The sequence below is a fragment of the Tenacibaculum halocynthiae genome, from assembly GCF_964512825.1.
Classification (GTDB): Bacteria; Bacteroidota; Bacteroidia; order Flavobacteriales; family Flavobacteriaceae; genus Polaribacter; species Polaribacter halocynthiae.
In genome coordinates, this window is sequence record NZ_CAZELG010000021.1 from 77,219 (window position 1) to 96,340 (window position 19,122).

Below are 19,122 nucleotides of genomic sequence, written 5' to 3' on the forward strand. Positions count from 1 at the left end.
AATGACAACACATACAACTCCTAAAATTCAATTAAATTCAATTGAAGAAGCTATAGAAGATATAAAAAAAGGTAGAGTTATTATTGTAGTAGATGATGAAGATCGAGAAAATGAAGGTGATTTTCTTGCTGCTGCAGAAAAAATTACTCCAGAAATGGTTAATTTTATGGCTACACATGGACGCGGATTAATTTGTACTCCCTTAACTGAAAGTAGATGTAAAGAGCTAGAACTAGGTATGATGGTTAGTAACAATACTGACCCTATGGAAACTGCTTTTACTGTATCTGTTGATTTAAGAGGTAATGGAGTAACTACAGGTATTTCTGCATCTGATAGAGCCAAAACTATTGAAGCTTTAGTTAATTCTAAAACTAGATCATTTGATTTAGCAAGACCTGGTCATATTTTTCCTCTAAGAGCTAAAAACGGAGGTGTTTTAAGAAGAACTGGCCACACAGAAGCTGCTATTGATTTTGCTCGTTTAGCTGGTTTAAAACCTGCTGGTGTTATTGTTGAAATAATGAATGAAGATGGAACAATGGCCCGTTTACCTCAACTTTTAGAGGTTGCAAAAAAATTCGACTTAAAAATTGTTTCTATTGAAGATTTAGTTGCTTACAGAATGGAGCATGATTCTTTAATAGAGAAAAAAGAAGATTATACTATTCAAACTCGTTTTGGTGATTTTCGTTTACGTGCTTACCAACAAACAACTAATAACCAAGTTCATATAGCATTAACAAAAGGAAGTTGGACTAAAAATGAATCAATATTAACAAGAATTAATTCAACTCTAGTAAATAACGATATACTTGGTACATTAACCAATAATGCTGATAAAAAACTTGATCAAATGTTTAAGGTGATAAATGAAGAAGGGAGAGGTGCTATTCTTTTTATAAATCAGCAAGCTCAATCTTTAAATTTATTAAACAGACTTAAAAGCTTAAAAGAAAATCAAGCAAATGGTATAATGAAAGCTCCAAATGTTGTAATGGATAATAGAGATTTTGGTATTGGAGCTCAAATTCTTCATGATTTACACATTCATAAACTACGTTTAGTATCTAATTCTCAACAAACTAAACGTGTTGGTATGATTGGATACGGTTTAGAAATAGTTGACTACGTTAATTATTAATTTTACTTTAAAAACAATTTATTTCTTTTTAGGAATAAAAATATAACGCCTAAAGTTATAAACAATAATATCCATACCCAGTTACTGTAATTAGTACTGGGTATTATTTTTATACTATCTGGATTTCCAATTAATATTACAGATGCCCAAAAATATGGTGATGTTTCACTTAATTGATGCGTTTTTAAATAGTCTTTCTTTGCTATATTTAGAGCCTTCAACTTTGTTTTACCTGCACTTAATTCTTTATAAAATACTTTTAAAATTTCATTAGTTGACTTTTCATTTGCTTTCCATTGTGTTGTAATCACACTCTTTGCTCCTCCTCTAAAAAAACCTCTAGACAAACTCATAATTCCCTCACCTATTTCTTGTTTTCCTGAAGCTCCATTACAAGCATCTAAAACTACTAACTCTGCATTATTTGACAAACTCAATAACTCCTTTAAATTAATTTTTTTATCCCGGAAAGCTATCCATGGATCATTATCTATTTTATTTAAACCAGCATGAGTGTTTAAATGTATTATTGAATAATTTTTTAACTCTTTTATAAAAGTTTCTTTTGTAGATTTCTCCTCTATAAATAACTCAGTTTCACAAATTGATGCAACTTCTTGCATTGCCTTTTTACTTCTTTTAAGTGATTGAAGAGTTTTTTGATTAAAATCTACTGGAGCAAATGCCAATATTTTATCAATCGATTTCTTAGTGTTCCTATTTAATTTTTCAAATACTGAAGCTGATAATAAATAATTAATCTCTGTATGCTCTAATAAGTATTCACCTGTTAAGGCATCTGGAATTAATGCTTCAAAATTAATACGTTGTAATTTATAATCTGGAATTACTATTAATCCTTTATTTTTTATTTTCTTAATAGAATTTTTAAAAGGAAATAGTTTTAAAAATACATTATTTGCTAACCTCTTGTATTTTTCTTTATCATCTTTATAAATAAAATATTTAGACATTTTATTTTTTAAACTATCAACTTGATTAATTAATTCTGGTACGTTTTCTAATTTGTAAAATATTTTTTCATTCTCATTACAAAAAATTCCAAAACCTCTTTTTTCATTTAAAATATACTCTACCAAGTTTTTTTCTTTACCTATATGTTGTCTAATACTTTCTTCTAAACTAATTATTAAAGATTCTTTTTTGTTACTGCCCTTAGTATTATTTAATCCTTCTAATAATAATAAAGCCTTATTTTTTTCCATAAAATAAAATGCTTGAGAAACATCATTTTTATAATACGATAAAGTAACAGCTTTCATGTAAAAACTAGCTGCTTTGCGTATCCAAAACAGCTTAGAAGTATCAACAATACTTTCTAATCTAATAAACGAAATAAGTTTATCAACTAAAATACTTATTTCAATTGCTTTATTTAAATCATCATTTTTTAAAGTCGATTCATAATTTTTAATACTAGCTTCTACGTTTTCTATTAAATAGTCAAGAATATCTAACGTATAATCTGAATTCGTAATTTCTTTTAAACTAAGTACGGTTTCATCATAACCTCTATCTAAAAGAATGCCTATCGCCTTTTTATTATAACGTATTTTAATTTCAGGAGTTAAATAATCTCCCATATTACTATTTACAGCAGCAATTGCTTTTTTATCTGTTTTAATTTCTAATGCTTTATCAAAAAAATAATTTGCTTTTTTCCTTTTCTTTAACTTATTATATACCCTTCCTATATTACTGTATACTCTACCTACATTACCAAAATCATTCTTTTCTTCATAAACTTTTAGTACCTGTTTATACAACTCAATAACTTTAAATGGCTTATTTAAGTTTTCGTAAATATTTGCTAAATTATTTTTATAGCCTATATCAGTAGAAAGATAATTATGATTTTTTAAAATATTATCAATACTGTTTATATGATAATTTATTTCTTCTAAATACCTTTTTGTTTCATCTATATAACTATAAGTAGCAATCACTGCTTCATGAGCTTTTAATAAAGTTCTTGGATCTTTATAAGATGTATAGTTTTCAATTACTTTATTAAAATTTATTAAAGCATTAAAATAATCACCTTTATTAGTAAAAATAAACCCTAAATCTATATATGATTTATAAGTAAATTTATTTTTTACAGGTTGACTTTGCAGTTTTATAATTATTTCTTTTTGCTTTTTCTCATTACCCTGAACCTTATAGTAATAGTTTAAATTATAAAAACTATTATTTAATTTATAATAGTTAATTGAATCAGTATCTATTCTTATACTAATTGATTTCTGTGTAACAGAAATTGCTTTTTCATAATTATTTTCAAATGAATATAAAATACCTTGCTTATGATAAGCATACGATATATTCTCTTTAGTTAAATTTTCTCTTTTAGTTATAAATTCTTCTAAAATTTGAGTTTTTAATGTATTCTCAATATTTAATTTATAAATAGAATCGATTTCTTTTTCTTGATTTAGTTTACTTTGACTAAAGGATTTTTGATGAATGATTAAAAACGATAAAAAAAGAAAAAGAAATCGATTCATAAGTATCTCATTATTATTATGGAATACTAATTTAACAATTTATTATATTTTACAGGTCTCGAATACAATTGATTTACACCTATAACATTTAATGCGTCTATAATTTGGTTGGGACTATATAACATTCCAGACTCAAATAATACTTTGGCAGAAATTGCTGTTACTAAAGGTGCAGCGTATGAAGTTCCTGAAATATATACAGGAGTGCCTAAAATATCATAAAACAAAATATTGTGGCCAGGAGCATAAAAATCTACGGTATTTATTCCATAATTGGAAAAAGAAGCAATATTATTTCTCTCTGAATCTGATGCTGCTATTGCTAAAATATTACCTTGTGGATATGATGAAGGATAATGACTTACATAATCATTATTAACACCAGAATTTCCTGCTGAAGTAACAATTAAAACATTATTATATTCTGTAATTAAGTCATTAAAAATAGAGTTAACATATGTATTATTATCATACCAACCTAAACTCATTTGAACAATATGAACTCTTGGTAAAGCATATTTTAAACCACATAAAATATTAAAATAGCTAGCTATCCCGTTTTGATCACATACTTTTACTGGTAAAATTTGATGTGGCACCCCTTGTTCATTCAATTTATTGTTAACAATATAAGTAACTTTTGTTCCATGAATTAATTCATAATCATCATAAAAATCATTGTCGTGATTTACAAAATCCCATCCCGATAATTCATTAGCCATATTAACCCCAGAAGAATTATATAAAAAAGGAGTTACAAACAATGGATAGTTCGCATTGACTCCAGTATCTAACACACCAATTGTTACTCCCGTATTATTCGGTACAATTTGAGATATAAAACTATTATTATCAGTATTTGACATTCCTGAATTATTTTCATTTTCTAAATGAAATACAAATTCATTATCTACATTTGAAATATCCCCTTCCGGGCCTCCACTTCCACCTTGTATAGTTAATTTTTTATCTTCAACATCCGCATTACTTCCAAAATCCCATTTCTCTATTAATTTATCATCACATAAATCACAAAATTGGTATTTGACAACCTCATAGAGTTTTCTCAATTTTTGTTTTTTACTAGTACTTACCCCTTCTCTAAACTTAATAATAAGTTCAGTTTTTGAATATCTTGGTGTTGGTAGAATAACTTTTTTTGTTTTAATCATTCTTGATTTTGCTTGATTTTCTGTTAATTCAGTATCATTTACTGTACACTCAACAAAGCCTAAACATAGAGTTAAAACAAATAATAATTTTAAGAGTTTCATTGTTTTTCTGTTTATAATTATTTTAGGAAACTTAGTAATATTACTATTTTTAATTTATATTACTATAATTATAGGCTTAAAATTATTAAAATCATTACCCATTTATTTTATTAAATTAATTTATTTTTGAACTATATTTTAAATTTATGACAGAAAGTGAAAGGTATTTAAATGCTTTATTGAAAGGGAATGAAAAAATAACTGCAGAGATATACACAAAATTTTATAGAAAAGTTAGTTCTTTTATTTTAGCCAATAAAGGAAAAGAAGAAGATGTAGAAGATGTTTTTCATGATGCCTTAATGTACTTAATAGTTGCTCATAAAAAACAAGCCTTAAAAATAAACTCTTTTGAAGGCTATTTTTTCACCATTTGTAAAAACATTTGGAAAACTTCATTAAAAAATAAAAATAAACAGGTAATAAATAATAATGTTTTACCACTAGAAGATAAAGATGATGATTTAAGCTTATTAATTATTCAACAAGAAAGAAGAGATTTATATCGAGATGCTTTTCATAAACTCTCTTCAAATTGTAAAGAAATTTTAGGTAACTATTTTAATGGAATGGGGTATCAAGAATTATTAGAAGAGTTTTCGTATAGTACAATAAATACTATTAGACAACGAGTTTTTAAATGTAAAACTAAGTTGATTTCATTAATAAAAAAGGATCGTCGTTATAATAAACTAAAGTGATGGAAGAAAAAACACAAGAAGAAATTGAACGTTACTTACATAACGAAATGAACATAGAAGAACGTTCTGTTTTTGAAAAAAAAATAAAATCAGATGAATTGCTTAAAGAAGAAGTTTTACTTCAAATTGCAATTCATGAATCTTTTGAGGATCCTAGCATTCAACACAATCAAAATATTTATAACATCAATTTAATTAATGACATTAAACAACAATTAAAGTCAGATGAATTAAGACAAACTTCAAAATTTATTAAAGAAAGTACTAAAAAACATAAAAACTCAAATAAAAAAACTATAAAACTAGTAACCAAGTTTATTGCTTCAATAGCTGCGGTTATTTTAATTTCTTTTATGTTATTTTACAACTCCCAACAAAATTCTCTAAGTTTATATAATGAATATGCTGATTGGAACAACCTACCTTCTTTAATTGAAAAAGGAGAAAGTAATACTCTTTCAGAATTAGAAATACTGTACAACGCTAAAGAATATAAAAAAATTATTGCTTTTAATATACCTACAAATAAAGCTCCTTATGAATTAATCTACATAGGAACTTCTTATGTCAAGTTAAACGATTTTAAAAATGCTTCTATTATTTTTGACAAATTAATAAACACTAACTCATTAGAAAGCTCAAGAGGGTATTGGTATAAGCTTTTAATTCTTTTGAATCAGAATAAATTAACTGATGCTAAAAAAACGTTAACTATAATCCTTAATAACAAAGAAAATTATAATTATACGAAAGCTAAAGAGCTCTCAGAGAAAATTAAAAATATAAAATAGGAGATTTATTTAATTAACAGTTGATTTTCTAATTGAATAATTAGTTCTTTAGATGCTGGTGTGTTTTGTAATTTAAGTTCGTTTATCATTTGTTGAATGGTTGCCTTATCATGTACTTGAGAAGAATTCTCAAGTATAAAAAAGCGTTCCTTTTCAGCAAGAGAAAAAAATAAGTTATCTGACCATTGGTTTCTTTCTAAATCAATAACTAAATGAATTCTATCTGTATCTCCTAAATTTGAAACTGAATGTATATAGTTTACGTTTGTATACCAACATTCTCCAACTTTCATATCAACAATTTCATCATCTAATAAAAAAGTTACCTTATTATTAGTAATTATAGGAACATGGATACGAAAACAATTGTCTTCATATCCAAGTTTATAATCTCTATGAGGTTTTATTTTTGAGCCTTTTTCTAAGTTTAGTAATCTTACTGAAATTAATGAACTTTTAAAGGTATTTATAACTTCTTTAAGATATGGACATTCTTTTAAGAAAGGAGTTTCAGTTATTTTTACTTTTTCTATGGACGCATAAATATTATTCTCATCACCATTTTCAGCATATAAAGCTATTGATTTCCAACTCCCTTCGTAACCTGTTTTATTAAAATGATCATTCCATTTAGAAGTAACAATTGTTTGTAACTCATTCTGAAGTTTTTCAACATTAAACTGAAAAGGTAATTTTAAAAACCTAACTCCTTTTTCTTTTTCCATTATTTATCCTAGCATTTCACTTTTAACTCTAGTAAATTCTTTCATTATATCATCTAATACATCTTTAGCTGGTTTTATTTTATGAATTAATCCTGCTATTTGTCCTATCTCTAATTCGCCTTCCTCTAAATCACCTTCAAACATTCCTCGTTTAGCACGAGCCCTCCCCAATAAATCTTTAATTTCTTCTATTGTAGGGTTCTTCTGATACAGTTCTTGTACTTCATTGTAAAATTTATTCTTTACCAATCTAACAGGAGCTAACTCTTTTAATGTTAAATGAGTACCTCCATCTTTAACCTCAACTATTGTTTCTTTAAATTTATCATGAGCTGATGACTCTATCGTAGCTGCAAAACGGCTACCTACTTGTACTCCATCTGCACCTAATACCATTGCTGCTAACATTCCTCTACCTGACCCTATTCCTCCAGCTGCAATTACAGGTATTTTAACTTGTTCTTTAACCATGGGGATTAATGTAAAAGTAGTTGTTTCTTCACGCCCATTATGTCCGCCAGCTTCAAACCCTTCACATACCACTGCATCAACTCCAGCTGCTTCAGCTTTTAAAGCAAACTTCACAGAGCTTACAACATGAACAACTGTAATACCTATATCTTTTAAAAAATTTGTCCATGTTTTAGGGTTTCCTGCTGAAGTAAAAACAATTTTCACTCCTTCTTCAATAATAATATCCATGATTTTTTCTATATCAGGATACAACATTGGTACATTAACTCCAAAAGGTTTATTTGTAGCTTTCTTACATTTTTGAATGTGCTCTCTTAATACATCAGGGTACATTGAACCTGCACCTATTAATCCTAAACCTCCTGCATTAGAAACTGCTGAAGCAAGTTTCCAACCACTTACCCATATCATTCCTCCTTGAATAATAGGGTATTCTATATTAAATAATGTTGTTATTTTATTTTGCATTAATTAAAACTTGTATAAAAATGAAATGGTGTACTAAAATGAACGGGGACTTTTCTACTCATATGAATAGCTGGTTCCCATCCTTTTATATTTTTGAAATAAATTTTTAACCTATTTTTTAAATCTATTGGTATTTTATCACTTGTATTTACAATCATTTTTCCTTTAGAGGTTACTATGAAATTTAAATAAACTCTTCCATTTATCTGAAAACCTGATGTAATTAATGTACTGTACATTTTTTTAATTCTTTTAAAAAAAACCTTACTATCTCCTCCTTTAAATAAAAGTTTTTTACGCTCTATCAACTCTTTTTTTACTTTTACACCATTTTCGTTATATAATAATGTTTTCATTAACTTCCCTTTAGAAAAATATTGCCTACAGGCTATATTCCCGTTAGTATGGTAATACTTCCATATTCCAGTCTTTACTCCATTAATATAAAATAATGTATTATCTACACCTCCATTATAAAACCATGATTTAACAATACCATTTAAATCACCATCTTTATTAAACGAAAATGTCTTTTTTAAATTTCCATTTCTATAAAATTCAACAAATTTCCCTTGTGGGTTTTTCTTATCTTTAAATTTATAAGCTCCTCTTTTTGCTAATTTTCCATTTCTAAAATAAAGTGATCCTACCCAAATAGTATCCTTTTTTACTATAGTTTCTATAAATTTAGCTTCTTTTTTTCTTTTTGTAATTTTTTCTTTATGATTTATATAATTTACAATTGAATCTTTTTGACTAAATAAATTATTTACACATAACAACAATAATGTTATAATAATAAAATTCTTTTTCAATTTTAATTTCTTATTTTTTTATAAACTTAATTTTTTCAATTTTCCTTCCACTTTTAATTTGTAATATATATACACCTTTATTAAGTGATGACACATTTATTATATTAGAGTTAGAAATGTTCTTGTATACTTCTTGTCCTAGAACGCTATAAACAATTACCTCATTAATAGTATCAGTAAAAGAAATTATTAAATGATCCTTTACAGGGTTTGGAAATATCTTAAACTCTTCTTTGTCATTATCTTCTGATGACAATGTTTTATTATACGCCTGTTCCAAATCTGGTACACCATACCCATACTGATTTGTTGGATTGCTATATTTATCTGCAGACTCTCTAATCATATTCATTATTTCTACATTCGTTTTTGAAGGAAAAGCTTGCCAAAAAGACGCTACTGCTCCAGCCATAACCGGTGAAGAAAAAGAAGTTCCATTTGATGTTGATGGAATTCCTGTTTGATGATTGATAACATAAACATTACGTCCATGTGCTAAAACATCTGGTTTTACCCTTCCATCTGCTGTAGGTCCAAATGAACTAAAAGAGGCTATCGTTTCTGTGGCATCAACAGCTCCAATCGTAAAAACAGAAGCAGCATCTGCTGGAGCAGAAATATATTTCCATGATTTATTACCATCATTCCCAGCTGAAGTAACCAATATCATACCTCTTGAAACTCCTATTTCTGCTCCTCTTGAAATAAAAGCTGTTTTCCCATCCATATCAGCATAGGTATGACTATAATTTGCGTTATCAAATGTAGTATACCCTAAAGATGTATTAATTACATCTACACCTAAACTATCTGACCTTTCAGCAGCCTCAACCCACAAACTTTCTTCTAAAGGTCCTTCATTAGAAACATCTTCTGTAATAAAAAGATAAAACGATGCGTCAGGCGCTGTTCCTACAAATTGATCTTTAATATATCCTGAAATATCTGACAAAACATTAGTTCCGTGATTATGACCTGAATAAAAGTTAGTACTTCTGTTAACAAAGTCATAACCTCCAAGAATTTTATTATTATCTCTAATCCTTTTAAAAGCACTTAATATATTTACATTTGGAAAACCTGCATCAATAACAGCTATTTGCATTCCCTTACCTGTAAAACCTTTTTTATGTAAAAAATCAGCTTTTATCATAGTTATTTGACTAGAAGTTAACCCATAATTGAAGTCTTCTTTTACTGATGAAAATTTATTATAATGTGATGCTTTCACTTTTTTTGTTGAAACAGTAGTTCTAGCGTTTAATGATCTATTAGCAAATTCAATTTTATCTATAAAATTAAATGTAGTTTTTAAAGCATCAATTTTTGATTTTTCTCCTCTAATATGAATTGCATTTAACCATTTTGACTTTGCTAAAACTGTTATACCATCAGCTCCTTTAATTTGATTATAATAACTACTATGTACTGGTACATCCTTTTCGTCTAATGCTATCTTCTGTTTCGTTCTCCTATCTAAAGAACGTTGGGATAACATAGTTAAAGGATTAGATAAATAGTTAGAAGCACTAGGTTTATCTTTCAAAATAACCCATGCATCTTCTTGAGAAAAGAGATAAGAGCTAAATAATAAAACGCAAAAAAGTAGTAATTTTTTCATGTTGACTAAATTACTACTTTTATTATTATTTTTATAAAAACAAGCTAACTAATAACTCCTGAACCCAGTAACTCTTCTTCTTTATACCAAGCTACAAATTGACCTTCTTGAATTGCTGATTGTGGATTATCAAATTCAACATATAATCCTTTTTCAACTTTATGTAACATTGCTTTTTCTAATTTTTGACGATAGCGTATCCTTCCTTCTACTTCCAAAGTTTCACCAGATTTTAATGCTAAATCTTTACGTACCCAATGTAATTCTTCATTAGAAACAAATAAAACATTACGGTATAATCCTTTATGATTTTTTCCTTCTCCAGTATAAATTACATTTTCATCAACATCAGTTTCTATAACAAATAAAGGTTCTTTTGTTCCTCCTACTGCTAATCCTTTACGTTGTCCTTTTGTAAAATAATGAGCTCCTTGATGTTTTCCTACAACTTTACCATCTTCTTTCGTATAAACGAACTTTGTAGAAAAATACGCTAATTCAGCCTCTTTATTTTCAAATTGAGTGACTGAACGATTATATCCCTCAAAATCTGAGGGTATTTGAATAATAACCCCTTCTTTTGGTTGTAATTTTTGCTGTAAAAAATCTGGTAAACGTACTTTACCTATAAAACATAAACCTTGACTATCTTTTTTATCAGCTGTTATTAAATCTGCCTCTTTAGCTATCTCTCTAACCTCTGGCTTCGTTAATTCACCAATTGGAAATAAAGCTTTTGATAATTGTTTTTGAGATAACTGACATAAAAAATACGATTGATCTTTATTAGTATCCTTACCACCTAATAATTTATATACAGGCTTACCATCAATAATTTCTTCTGCTTTTCTACAGTAATGTCCTGTAGCAACATAATCTGCTCCTAAACTTAATGCAATATCCATAAATACATCAAATTTAATTTCACGATTACATAAAACATCAGGATTAGGAGTTCTTCCTTTCTCATACTCATTAAACATATAATCTACAATACGTACTTTATATTGTTCACTTAAATCAACAGTTTGAAATGGAATTCCTAATTTTTCAGCAACAATCATTGCATCATTACTATCTTCTAACCACGGACATTCATCAGATATAGTTACAGTATCATCGTGCCAATTCTTCATGAATAAACCTATAACCTCATACCCTTGCTCTTTTAATAAGTGTGCCGTAACACTACTATCAACACCACCTGAAAGTCCTACTACTACTCTTTTCATTATTTACTTTTAGTGAGGTGCAAATTTACGAATACCTTTTCAATAATTAATCATTTCAATATAATTCCAATTAACACAGAAATCAACTGAAATTTCACCCGAAAAGGGTTACCCCTTTTTTTTAAGTTCTCTTTAATTTTACACAAAAAACTAACCTATATAATTATGAAGAAAAGTATTTATTTTTTTACCCTAATTCTACATTCAGTTATATTAATTGCTCAAAACAATTGTAATTGTGATCATTACATATCCAATTTGAGTGCTACAAATTTCAACCTTATTAATGGTAACTCATTTGATTATAAACCTGGTGATATTTTTTGTATTGCTAGTGGTGAATATAAAGGGATTAGACTAGTTAATTTTAATGGATCACAAAACAACCCTTTAATTTTTAAAAATGATGGAGGAAAAGTTATTTTCTCTGAAACAACATATCCAGCTATAGAATTAAAAGAAAGTACTTTTATAAAATTTACAGGTACTGGTAATACTGAAAACAAATATGGATTTATTGTTACAGCAAATACAACTGCTATAGGAATTACTGAGTTTAGTAGTGATATAGAAATGGATCATATTAAAGTAGAACGTGCTGGTTTCGCTGGTTTTATGGCAAAAACAAATCCGAGATGTAATAACCCAAAAACCTGGAGAAGAAATGGATTTATTATGAAAAACATTAAACTTCATGATAATTATATAAAAGACACTGAAGGTGAAGGGTTTTATATAGGTAGCACAGATGGATATAAAGTTAAAACAAGATTAAAATGTAATGATGAATATGCTTTTCCTCATTGGTTAGAAAACATTGAAATATATAATAATAGTATTGAAAATGTTGGCTGGGATGGTATTCAAGTAAATTTAGTGAGAAAAAATGGACAAATTTATAATAATACTATAACTGGTTATGGTACATCTACAAATAATGGATATCAAAAATTTGCAATGAGTATTGGAGGTGGTCGTTACTCAGTTTATAATAATTATATCAAAAACTTAAACGATGGTAAAGGAATGCAGTTTATAAGTACTCAAAGTGGTACAATGATATATAATAACGTGATGATTAATCCAAAATCTGATGCTATTTTTATACATAGTAGGCATCAATTGGAAGACAAAACTAGAGCCTATTATGTTTTAAACAATACAATTATAAACCCTGAAAAATCAGGCGTTAAATTATATACTCATATTACAGAAAGTTCAAATCCAAATTTATTAAATACACTACAATCTTCTATTCCTAGTTATTTTGTAAATAATATTATTGTAAATCCAGGTAATAATTATGAAACTACTGGAACATGGAAAAATATTGATGAAAACTATTTTGACTTTAATGCTCCAGATGAAAAAAACATGCTGAAAAAATATATCAGTTCTAATTTACTTTCAAAAAATATTGATACACTTGGTTTTTCAGATTCATTAAATAATAATTATACTCCAAAAAACAGTAGCTCTAGTATGGTAGATACAGGTGAAGATTTAGTGAAATTTGGTATTACTAATGATTTTAATGGAATTAGCAGACCTCAAAACAATGCATTTGATATTGGAGCTTACGAACTAAAAAATGTGAGTAACTCTCTTCATGTAAAATCATTTAAACCTGAATCAAAAATCATCACTACTCTTTACCCAAACCCAACAAATAATTATATAATCATTAATACTTTTTTAAAAATTAATTCAGCTGTATTTTATGATATAAAAGGAAATTTTATTGAAAAAAAGGAAAATCCTTCAAATAAAATCTCTATTTCAAATTTGAAAGAAGGGCTTTATTTTATACGAATAAACTACGAAAACACAACTGAAGTTTTACAAATTATAAAAAAATAATATTAAAAAGAGCTATTGCATTTATAAATACAATAGCTCTTTAAAAAAATATTAAATATGTAAGTTTATTTATTTTTCAACTCAGATAACTTATTTTTCTTCTTCTTTGTAACTACTTCACCATCCATATAAAATTCCCATTTACCATCTCTCTTACCTTTTTTATAGTTCCCTTTTTCTTTTATATTTCCTTTCAAATCATAGTATTTCCCTTCACCATGTAATTTTCCTTCTTCATAGCTTACATCTTCTATCAAAACACCATCTTCAGTAAAAACTTTAGAAGTTCCATGTTTTTTCCCTTGACTATAATATGTTTCTTCTGTTAGCTTTCCATTAGTATAGTAGTTTTTTAATACTCCATTCAATTTTCCATTAGCATAATTCTCTTCAGAAATAATTTTTTTTCCATTAGAAAAATAATAAAGCCATGTACCTTCTCTATTTTTTCCTTTCATTTTTCCTTTACTCTTTAACTTCCCTGTAATAGTATAAAACTTTACATCAGCTACATTATTAACTAAAGAAAACTCCTTAATAATAGTTGGTTGAGTTGATGAAGTAATTGAATAAAATTTAAAAATTCCTATTTCTTTACCATCTTTAAACTCACCTTGATATCTAATTTTTCCGTTTTTATAAAACTTTTTCCAAACTCCAGTTCTTTTACCTTTATTATTAAATTGATTTGTTTTTTGAGCACTCATCGTTACTGTAAAAAACATTACTAATAAAATTGTGATTGAAAATATCCTTTTTATATTTATCATTTTGTTACTCCTTTTACGATTCAAATTTACATAAACCATACCAATATGAGTATTGATTTTTTAATTACTGTACTAAAAAATATGGATAACCCTGCAAGAGTTAATCGAAATAACGCAGCAAATATTGTATTAGAACAACCTGAGTTAGTAAATTTCTTAGTTGAATTAACTTTTGACACTAGCAATAAAATTTCAATAAAAGCTGCTTGGGTATTAGAATGGATTTGTACTCATCATGGTATAAATAACATACATCTATATCTTGATATATTTACTGAAAATATTTCAAAAGTGTATTTTGATAGTGCTATAAGACCTTGTGCTAAAATATGTGAACATTTAGCCACAGCATATACCTCCAAAAAAGAAAATGATACCAAATTTAATTTAACAGAAAATCATATTGATAAAATTGTTGAAACTGGGTTTGACTGGCTTATTACCGATCAAAAAATAGCTGTTAGAGCATATACAATGACTACTCTTTATTTATTCGGCTTACATAAAAGTTGGATTCACCCCGAACTAAAACACTTAATTAGTACTAAAATAATACATGAAAGTAAAGGTTGCAAAGCTAGAGGCACTAAAATATTAGAACTAATTAGTAAACATTCATAAAACATTCATTTCGGAAACAAATTTACTTCTTTCGAAAACTTTTCAACTTTTATATCATCAAATCATTCTACATTGATAACAATATTAATAATTAAATTATAAGTTATGTTAAAAAAAATTTTAAGTTTAAGTGGTGTTCAAGAGTTAAATAATGCTAAAAAAAAAGTAATCAATGGAGGTGCCAATGATTATTTATGCTTTAAAGCTGATGGATCAAGTTTTAATTCTGGTACTGATGTATCGTCTTCTTCAGTGAACTGTTCACCTATTGCAGAAGTTGCTGCTAGTGATGATGACTATTTTGAGTTTAATTACAACGATCATATTAGACCATAATTTTAAAAGAAATCAAACTATAATAGCCATGTAAAAAACATGGCTATTTTTAATTAGATATTAGTAGGCTTTCTATACCCTTGAAAAGGTTGTTTTAACAACTCTTTTAAATTAGAGTTGATTTCTTCATCTGGAAATGTATCAACACCGTATACTATTTTTTCGCGGTCTAATTCCATGTAAGTACCAAATACTCTATCCCAAATAGAAAAAATATTCCCATAATTACTATCAGTATAAGGCAATAAATTATGATGATGCACTTTATGCATATCTGGAGAAACTATAACATAACTCAATATCTTATCTAATTTTTTAGGTATTTTAATATTTGCATGATTGAATTGAGTTAAAACTAAAGAACAAGATTGATACAACATAACAACTGCAATAGGAGCTCCTACTAAAAACACACCTAATAAAGTAAATATGAATCGTATTATACTTTCAATAGGATGATGTCTGTTTGCTGTTGTGGTGTCTACTTTATGATCTGTATGATGCACTAAATGTACCATCCATAACGGCTTTACCTTGTGCTCTACAAAATGTGCTAAATAAGCTCCAAAAAAATCTAAGAAAAATACTCCTAAAAAAACATAAAGCCATAATGGCATTTTAGGTAAACTATTTATTAGTCCAAAGTTATTTTCTTGCACCCAATCAGCCGTTTTTAATAATAAAAAAGCCAACAAAAAATTAATTACAATAGTAGTTCCTGTAAAAAACAAATTAGGAAATGAATGTTTCCATTTATTGTACTTAAAATTAAATAATGGTATGGCGCCTTCGAGTAACCAAAAAAAAGTTATTCCTCCAACAAGTATTAAACTTCTATGAGCTGAAGGAATTGTTTCAAAATAATTTATAAGGGTTTCCAATATGTACTAGTTTTCCTTAAAAATAAAAAAAAGTTTTGAGTTAGTCTTTTCTTTTTTAATAATCTACAATTTTTGTAAAAAAACTTCTACTTCATCTTTTTGATGTAAAGTTTAATTTTTTTTCCTAATCGAAATCTACTTGACCTAACTAACCGCTTCAAGTAATACATTTCTAAGAGTAGATATTTTTTTATTTGATAACCCTAATTTTATAAAGCTACATAATTCTCGCCCTGACTTACTTAAAGTTGAAAAATATTTTTCTAAATATCTGTCTTTTTATTTTTTACTAAGTTATATTCAAGCTTCTTAAAATTAAAAATAACACCCCTTACACCAATTCATTACACTAAAAATTCTATCGTTGCTTTTTAGCTCTAGGTGATCTTCTAACTTTTTCATTAGATTTTAAAGGTAAGCGCTTTTTTAATTCTTCAACAATTCTATAAGTAGCAGGGCAAATCTCAGTATTGTTTATTGTTAAATCTGAAATTTGAGCAAACTTTTTACGATTGGTATGTGGATATTCAGCGCATGCCTTTGGCCGAACATCATAAATATAACAAGAATTATCTCGTTCATCTAAAAAAGTACAGGGTGCAGATTTCAACACCATAAAATCGTCTGAATCTCTTTCTAAATATTGATCAACAAAGTTATGAACTTTCATTTTTAAATGTTTTGCTACTCGTTCAATATCTTTATCAGTAAAAATTGGAGATGTTGTTTTGCAACAATTACCACAGTCTAAACAATCGGTTTTTTCAAACTCTTCATCATGAATTTCTCTAACTATTAAGTCTAAACGTTTTGGCGTTCTCTTTTTTAAAAGTTGAAAATATTTTTTATTCTCTTCTAAAGCGTCTTTTGCTAATTTCTCTAAATTTTCTAAATCTTTATCCATCATTCAACAGTTTAAATATAACTATAATTCTATTAATTATTTTCTTAAAATCTAAAAGAAAACTAGACGCCTTTTTAGCATTTTAAATCATTGCAAAAATACCTATATAAATTGTTAGAATCACTTTAAATATCATCCAAATAAATTATGTAATTTTGCACATCAATTTTTAATAAATAATGAGTATTCAAACCTTAATAGAAACTAAAGTAAAAGAAGGATTTTTAGCCTTGTATAATATTGAAATTCCAAGTGTTGAATTTCAAGCAACTCGTAAAGATTTTGAAGGAGACATCACTGTTGTTGTGTTCCCTTTACTGCGGTACAAAAAAGGAAATCCAGTTCAAATTGGTGAAGATTTAGGTAAGTACTTAGTAGAAAACATAGAAGAAATAACTAATTATAATGTAGTTAAAGGTTTTTTAAATTTAGTAATTGACGATTCTTTTTATGTAAACTTCTTTAACCAAATTTCAACTAACACTTCATATGGCTTTGTAAATGAAAACAAGATTGATGCCCGTATGGTTGAATATTCATCTCCTAACACCAACAAACCTTTACATTTAGGGCATGTTAGAAATGTGTTACTTGGATATTCGGTTGCTGCAATATTAAAAGCATCTGGAAAAAAAGTTTACAAAACTCAGATTATTAACGACCGTGGTATTCATATTTGTAAGTCTATGTTGGCTTGGGAAAAATTCGGTAACGGAGAAACTCCTAACTCAACAGGTTTAAAAGGTGATAAATTAGTAGGTAATTATTATGTGAAGTTTGACCAAGAATATAAAAAAGAGATTGCTGCGTTAATTGCTTCTGGTATTTCTGAAGATGATGCAAAAAAGCAAGCTCCGTTATTTATCGAAGCTCAAGAAATGCTTCGTAAATGGGAATCTGGTGATGAAAAAGTTGTTGCTTTATGGGAAACTATGAATGGATGGGTGTATAAAGGTTTCGATGTTACTTATAAAAATATAGGTGTAGATTTCGATAAATTATACTACGAGAGTAATACTTACTTATTAGGTAAAGATGTTATTGAAGAGGGGTTAAAAACGAATGTTTTTTTTAAAAAGGAAGATGGTTCTGTTTGGTGTAATTTAACTGATGAAGGTTTAGATGAAAAACTAGTATTACGTTCAGATGGAACTGCTGTTTATATGACGCAAGATATTGGTACTGCCATTCAACGTTCTAAAGACATGCCTGATGTTGGTGGAATGGTATATACAGTTGGTAATGAACAAGATTATCACTTTAAAGTATTATTCTTAATTCTTAAAAAGTTAGGGTATTCTTGGGCTAGTCAACTGCATCATTTAAGTTACGGAATGGTTGATTTACCTTCTGGAAAAATGAAATCTCGTGAAGGTACAGTAGTAGATGCAGATGATTTAATGGATGAAATGACTGATACAGCGCGTACTATTTCTCAAGAATTAGGGAAATTAGAAGGATATTCTAATGAAGAGAAAGAAGAATTGTATAAAATTATTGGATTAGGAGCTTTAAAATATTTTATATTAAAAGTAGATCCTAAAAAGAGAATTTTATTTGATCCAAAATCTTCGGTAGATTTTCAAGGAAATACAGGGCCTTTTATTCAATACACCTATGCTAGAATTCAATCAATTATAAGAAAAGCAACTTTTGATTATTCTCAACCTGTAGCTATTGAATTACACGATAAAGAAAAAGAATTAATTAAGCAATTAGAATTATATCCTGAAATAATTCAGCAAGCTGCTAATAATTATTCACCAGCAGTTATTGCAAATTACACCTACGAATTGGTTAAAGAGTTTAATTCTTTCTACCAAAACGTACATATTTTAGGAGAAGAAGATCAAGATAAAAAAACATTTAGAGTTCAGCTAGCTAAAAAAGTTGCTGATACTATAAAATCTGCATTTAATTTATTAGGAATTCAGGTTCCTGAAAGAATGTAGAAAAGTTAGCAGGTATTCCTGCGTT

The 19,122-nt window shown here is 27.5% G+C and carries 17 protein-coding genes; 7 read left to right on the forward strand and 10 right to left on the reverse strand.

All coding sequences use genetic code 11. From position 1 onward, the window contains the following. The first annotated feature begins 1 nt into the window (after position 1). Positions 2 to 1,144, forward strand: coding sequence for a 3,4-dihydroxy-2-butanone-4-phosphate synthase (gene ribB, locus ACKTTQ_RS07395; protein WP_299134450.1), 1,143 nt, complete (start codon positions 2 to 4; stop codon positions 1,142 to 1,144). 2 nt (positions 1,145 to 1,146) lie between these two features. On the opposite strand, the gene ACKTTQ_RS07400 is transcribed toward ribB, so the two are convergent. Both ACKTTQ_RS07400 and ACKTTQ_RS07405 read right to left on the reverse strand, forming a co-directional pair. Next, positions 1,147 to 3,672 carry a CHAT domain-containing protein gene (locus ACKTTQ_RS07400; protein ID WP_408048802.1) on the reverse strand — a complete coding sequence of 842 codons (2,526 nt, stop codon included), beginning with the start codon at positions 3,670 to 3,672 and terminating at the stop codon, positions 1,147 to 1,149. Between the two features lie 26 nt (positions 3,673 to 3,698). Next, positions 3,699 to 4,946 carry a S8 family peptidase gene (locus ACKTTQ_RS07405; protein ID WP_408048803.1) on the reverse strand — a complete coding sequence of 416 codons (1,248 nt, stop codon included), beginning with the start codon at positions 4,944 to 4,946 and terminating at the stop codon, positions 3,699 to 3,701. Positions 4,947 to 5,092: 146 nt separating this feature from the next. On the opposite strand from ACKTTQ_RS07405, the gene ACKTTQ_RS07410 reads away from it, so the two are divergent. Together ACKTTQ_RS07410 and ACKTTQ_RS07415 are read left to right on the forward strand one after the other, a co-directional pair. Continuing rightward, the gene (locus ACKTTQ_RS07410) at positions 5,093 to 5,647 is read left to right on the forward strand and encodes an RNA polymerase sigma factor (protein ID WP_093871450.1); all 555 of its coding nucleotides are present in this window, start codon (positions 5,093 to 5,095) and stop codon (positions 5,645 to 5,647) included. After that, on the forward strand, positions 5,647 to 6,438 hold the full coding sequence (locus ACKTTQ_RS07415; protein ID WP_408048804.1) for a tetratricopeptide repeat protein: 792 nt from the start codon (positions 5,647 to 5,649) through the stop codon (positions 6,436 to 6,438). Before ACKTTQ_RS07410 ends, ACKTTQ_RS07415 begins: the two co-directional genes overlap by 1 nt. Positions 6,439 to 6,443: 5 nt before the next feature. Here the strand turns inward: ACKTTQ_RS07415 and ACKTTQ_RS07420 are convergent, their stop codons facing one another. Genes ACKTTQ_RS07420 through mnmA form a run of 5 tightly spaced genes read right to left on the reverse strand, consistent with a single transcriptional unit; the run spans position 6,444 to position 11,773 of the window. After that, positions 6,444 to 7,163 (reverse strand): aspartyl/asparaginyl beta-hydroxylase domain-containing protein, encoded by a 720-nt coding sequence (locus ACKTTQ_RS07420; RefSeq protein WP_408048805.1) that lies wholly within the window; start codon positions 7,161 to 7,163, stop codon positions 6,444 to 6,446. A gap of 3 nt (positions 7,164 to 7,166) precedes the next feature. Further along, a complete protein-coding gene (locus ACKTTQ_RS07425; RefSeq protein WP_408048806.1) occupies positions 7,167 to 8,105 on the reverse strand; it encodes an NAD(P)H-dependent flavin oxidoreductase in 939 nt (312 codons plus the stop codon). After that, complete coding sequence (locus tag ACKTTQ_RS07430) at positions 8,105 to 8,920, reverse strand: toxin-antitoxin system YwqK family antitoxin (protein WP_113785913.1); 816 nt, start codon at positions 8,918 to 8,920, stop codon at positions 8,105 to 8,107. Before ACKTTQ_RS07430 ends, ACKTTQ_RS07425 begins: the two co-directional genes overlap by 1 nt. A gap of 10 nt (positions 8,921 to 8,930) precedes the next feature. Next, positions 8,931 to 10,541: a S8 family serine peptidase gene (locus tag ACKTTQ_RS07435; RefSeq protein ID WP_093871455.1), complete on the reverse strand. Its 1,611-nt coding sequence runs from the start codon at positions 10,539 to 10,541 to the stop codon at positions 8,931 to 8,933. A gap of 44 nt (positions 10,542 to 10,585) precedes the next feature. Continuing rightward, entirely contained in the window at positions 10,586 to 11,773 is a 1,188-nt protein-coding gene (mnmA, locus tag ACKTTQ_RS07440; RefSeq protein ID WP_113785915.1) for a tRNA 2-thiouridine(34) synthase MnmA, read from the reverse strand. A gap of 165 nt (positions 11,774 to 11,938) precedes the next feature. Here mnmA and ACKTTQ_RS07445 point away from each other — a divergent pair, with 165 nt between their 5' ends. Beyond that, positions 11,939 to 13,633, forward strand: coding sequence for a T9SS type A sorting domain-containing protein (locus ACKTTQ_RS07445; RefSeq protein WP_408048807.1), 1,695 nt, complete (start codon positions 11,939 to 11,941; stop codon positions 13,631 to 13,633). Between the two features lie 65 nt (positions 13,634 to 13,698). Here ACKTTQ_RS07445 and ACKTTQ_RS07450 read toward each other — a convergent pair whose 3' ends face one another. Continuing rightward, the gene (locus ACKTTQ_RS07450; RefSeq protein ID WP_408048808.1) at positions 13,699 to 14,403 is read right to left on the reverse strand and encodes a toxin-antitoxin system YwqK family antitoxin; all 705 of its coding nucleotides are present in this window, start codon (positions 14,401 to 14,403) and stop codon (positions 13,699 to 13,701) included. 45 nt (positions 14,404 to 14,448) lie between these two features. Between ACKTTQ_RS07450 and ACKTTQ_RS07455 the strand changes: the two genes are divergently transcribed. Both ACKTTQ_RS07455 and ACKTTQ_RS07460 read left to right on the forward strand, forming a co-directional pair. Beyond that, on the forward strand, positions 14,449 to 15,024 hold the full coding sequence (locus tag ACKTTQ_RS07455; RefSeq protein WP_408048809.1) for an adenylosuccinate lyase: 576 nt from the start codon (positions 14,449 to 14,451) through the stop codon (positions 15,022 to 15,024). Between the two features lie 105 nt (positions 15,025 to 15,129). Next, on the forward strand, positions 15,130 to 15,360 hold the full coding sequence (locus ACKTTQ_RS07460) for a hypothetical protein (protein WP_113785919.1): 231 nt from the start codon (positions 15,130 to 15,132) through the stop codon (positions 15,358 to 15,360). A gap of 53 nt (positions 15,361 to 15,413) precedes the next feature. On the opposite strand, the gene ACKTTQ_RS07465 is transcribed toward ACKTTQ_RS07460, so the two are convergent. Together ACKTTQ_RS07465 and ACKTTQ_RS07470 are read right to left on the reverse strand one after the other, a co-directional pair. After that, positions 15,414 to 16,241: a sterol desaturase family protein gene (locus ACKTTQ_RS07465; RefSeq protein ID WP_408048810.1), complete on the reverse strand. Its 828-nt coding sequence runs from the start codon at positions 16,239 to 16,241 to the stop codon at positions 15,414 to 15,416. 358 nt (positions 16,242 to 16,599) lie between these two features. After that, the gene (locus tag ACKTTQ_RS07470; RefSeq protein WP_093871463.1) at positions 16,600 to 17,145 is read right to left on the reverse strand and encodes a YkgJ family cysteine cluster protein; all 546 of its coding nucleotides are present in this window, start codon (positions 17,143 to 17,145) and stop codon (positions 16,600 to 16,602) included. A 179-nt stretch (positions 17,146 to 17,324) separates the two neighbouring features. On the opposite strand from ACKTTQ_RS07470, the gene argS reads away from it, so the two are divergent. Then, positions 17,325 to 19,097, forward strand: a complete 1,773-nt coding sequence (gene argS, locus ACKTTQ_RS07475; RefSeq protein ID WP_408048811.1) for an arginine--tRNA ligase — start codon at positions 17,325 to 17,327, stop codon at positions 19,095 to 19,097. The last annotated feature ends 25 nt before the right edge of the window (positions 19,098 to 19,122 follow it).

Excerpts from the sequence above, each read along its gene's own strand:
- ribB (WP_299134450.1), top strand. The coding sequence starts at position 2 with ATGACAACACATACAACTCCTAAAATTCAATTAAATTCAATTGAAGAA.
- ACKTTQ_RS07400 (WP_408048802.1), bottom strand. The coding sequence starts at position 3,672 with ATGAATCGATTTCTTTTTCTTTTTTTATCGTTTTTAATCATTCATCAA.
- ACKTTQ_RS07405 (WP_408048803.1), bottom strand. The coding sequence starts at position 4,946 with ATGAAACTCTTAAAATTATTATTTGTTTTAACTCTATGTTTAGGCTTT.
- ACKTTQ_RS07410 (WP_093871450.1), top strand. The coding sequence starts at position 5,093 with ATGACAGAAAGTGAAAGGTATTTAAATGCTTTATTGAAAGGGAATGAA.
- ACKTTQ_RS07415 (WP_408048804.1), top strand. The coding sequence starts at position 5,647 with ATGGAAGAAAAAACACAAGAAGAAATTGAACGTTACTTACATAACGAA.
- ACKTTQ_RS07420 (WP_408048805.1), bottom strand. The coding sequence starts at position 7,163 with ATGGAAAAAGAAAAAGGAGTTAGGTTTTTAAAATTACCTTTTCAGTTT.
- ACKTTQ_RS07425 (WP_408048806.1), bottom strand. The coding sequence starts at position 8,105 with ATGCAAAATAAAATAACAACATTATTTAATATAGAATACCCTATTATT.
- ACKTTQ_RS07435 (WP_093871455.1), bottom strand. The coding sequence starts at position 10,541 with ATGAAAAAATTACTACTTTTTTGCGTTTTATTATTTAGCTCTTATCTC.
- mnmA (WP_113785915.1), bottom strand. The coding sequence starts at position 11,773 with ATGAAAAGAGTAGTAGTAGGACTTTCAGGTGGTGTTGATAGTAGTGTT.
- ACKTTQ_RS07445 (WP_408048807.1), top strand. The coding sequence starts at position 11,939 with ATGAAGAAAAGTATTTATTTTTTTACCCTAATTCTACATTCAGTTATA.
- ACKTTQ_RS07450 (WP_408048808.1), bottom strand. The coding sequence starts at position 14,403 with ATGATAAATATAAAAAGGATATTTTCAATCACAATTTTATTAGTAATG.
- ACKTTQ_RS07455 (WP_408048809.1), top strand. The coding sequence starts at position 14,449 with ATGAGTATTGATTTTTTAATTACTGTACTAAAAAATATGGATAACCCT.
- ACKTTQ_RS07460 (WP_113785919.1), top strand. The coding sequence starts at position 15,130 with ATGTTAAAAAAAATTTTAAGTTTAAGTGGTGTTCAAGAGTTAAATAAT.
- ACKTTQ_RS07470 (WP_093871463.1), bottom strand. The coding sequence starts at position 17,145 with ATGGATAAAGATTTAGAAAATTTAGAGAAATTAGCAAAAGACGCTTTA.
- argS (WP_408048811.1), top strand. The coding sequence starts at position 17,325 with ATGAGTATTCAAACCTTAATAGAAACTAAAGTAAAAGAAGGATTTTTA.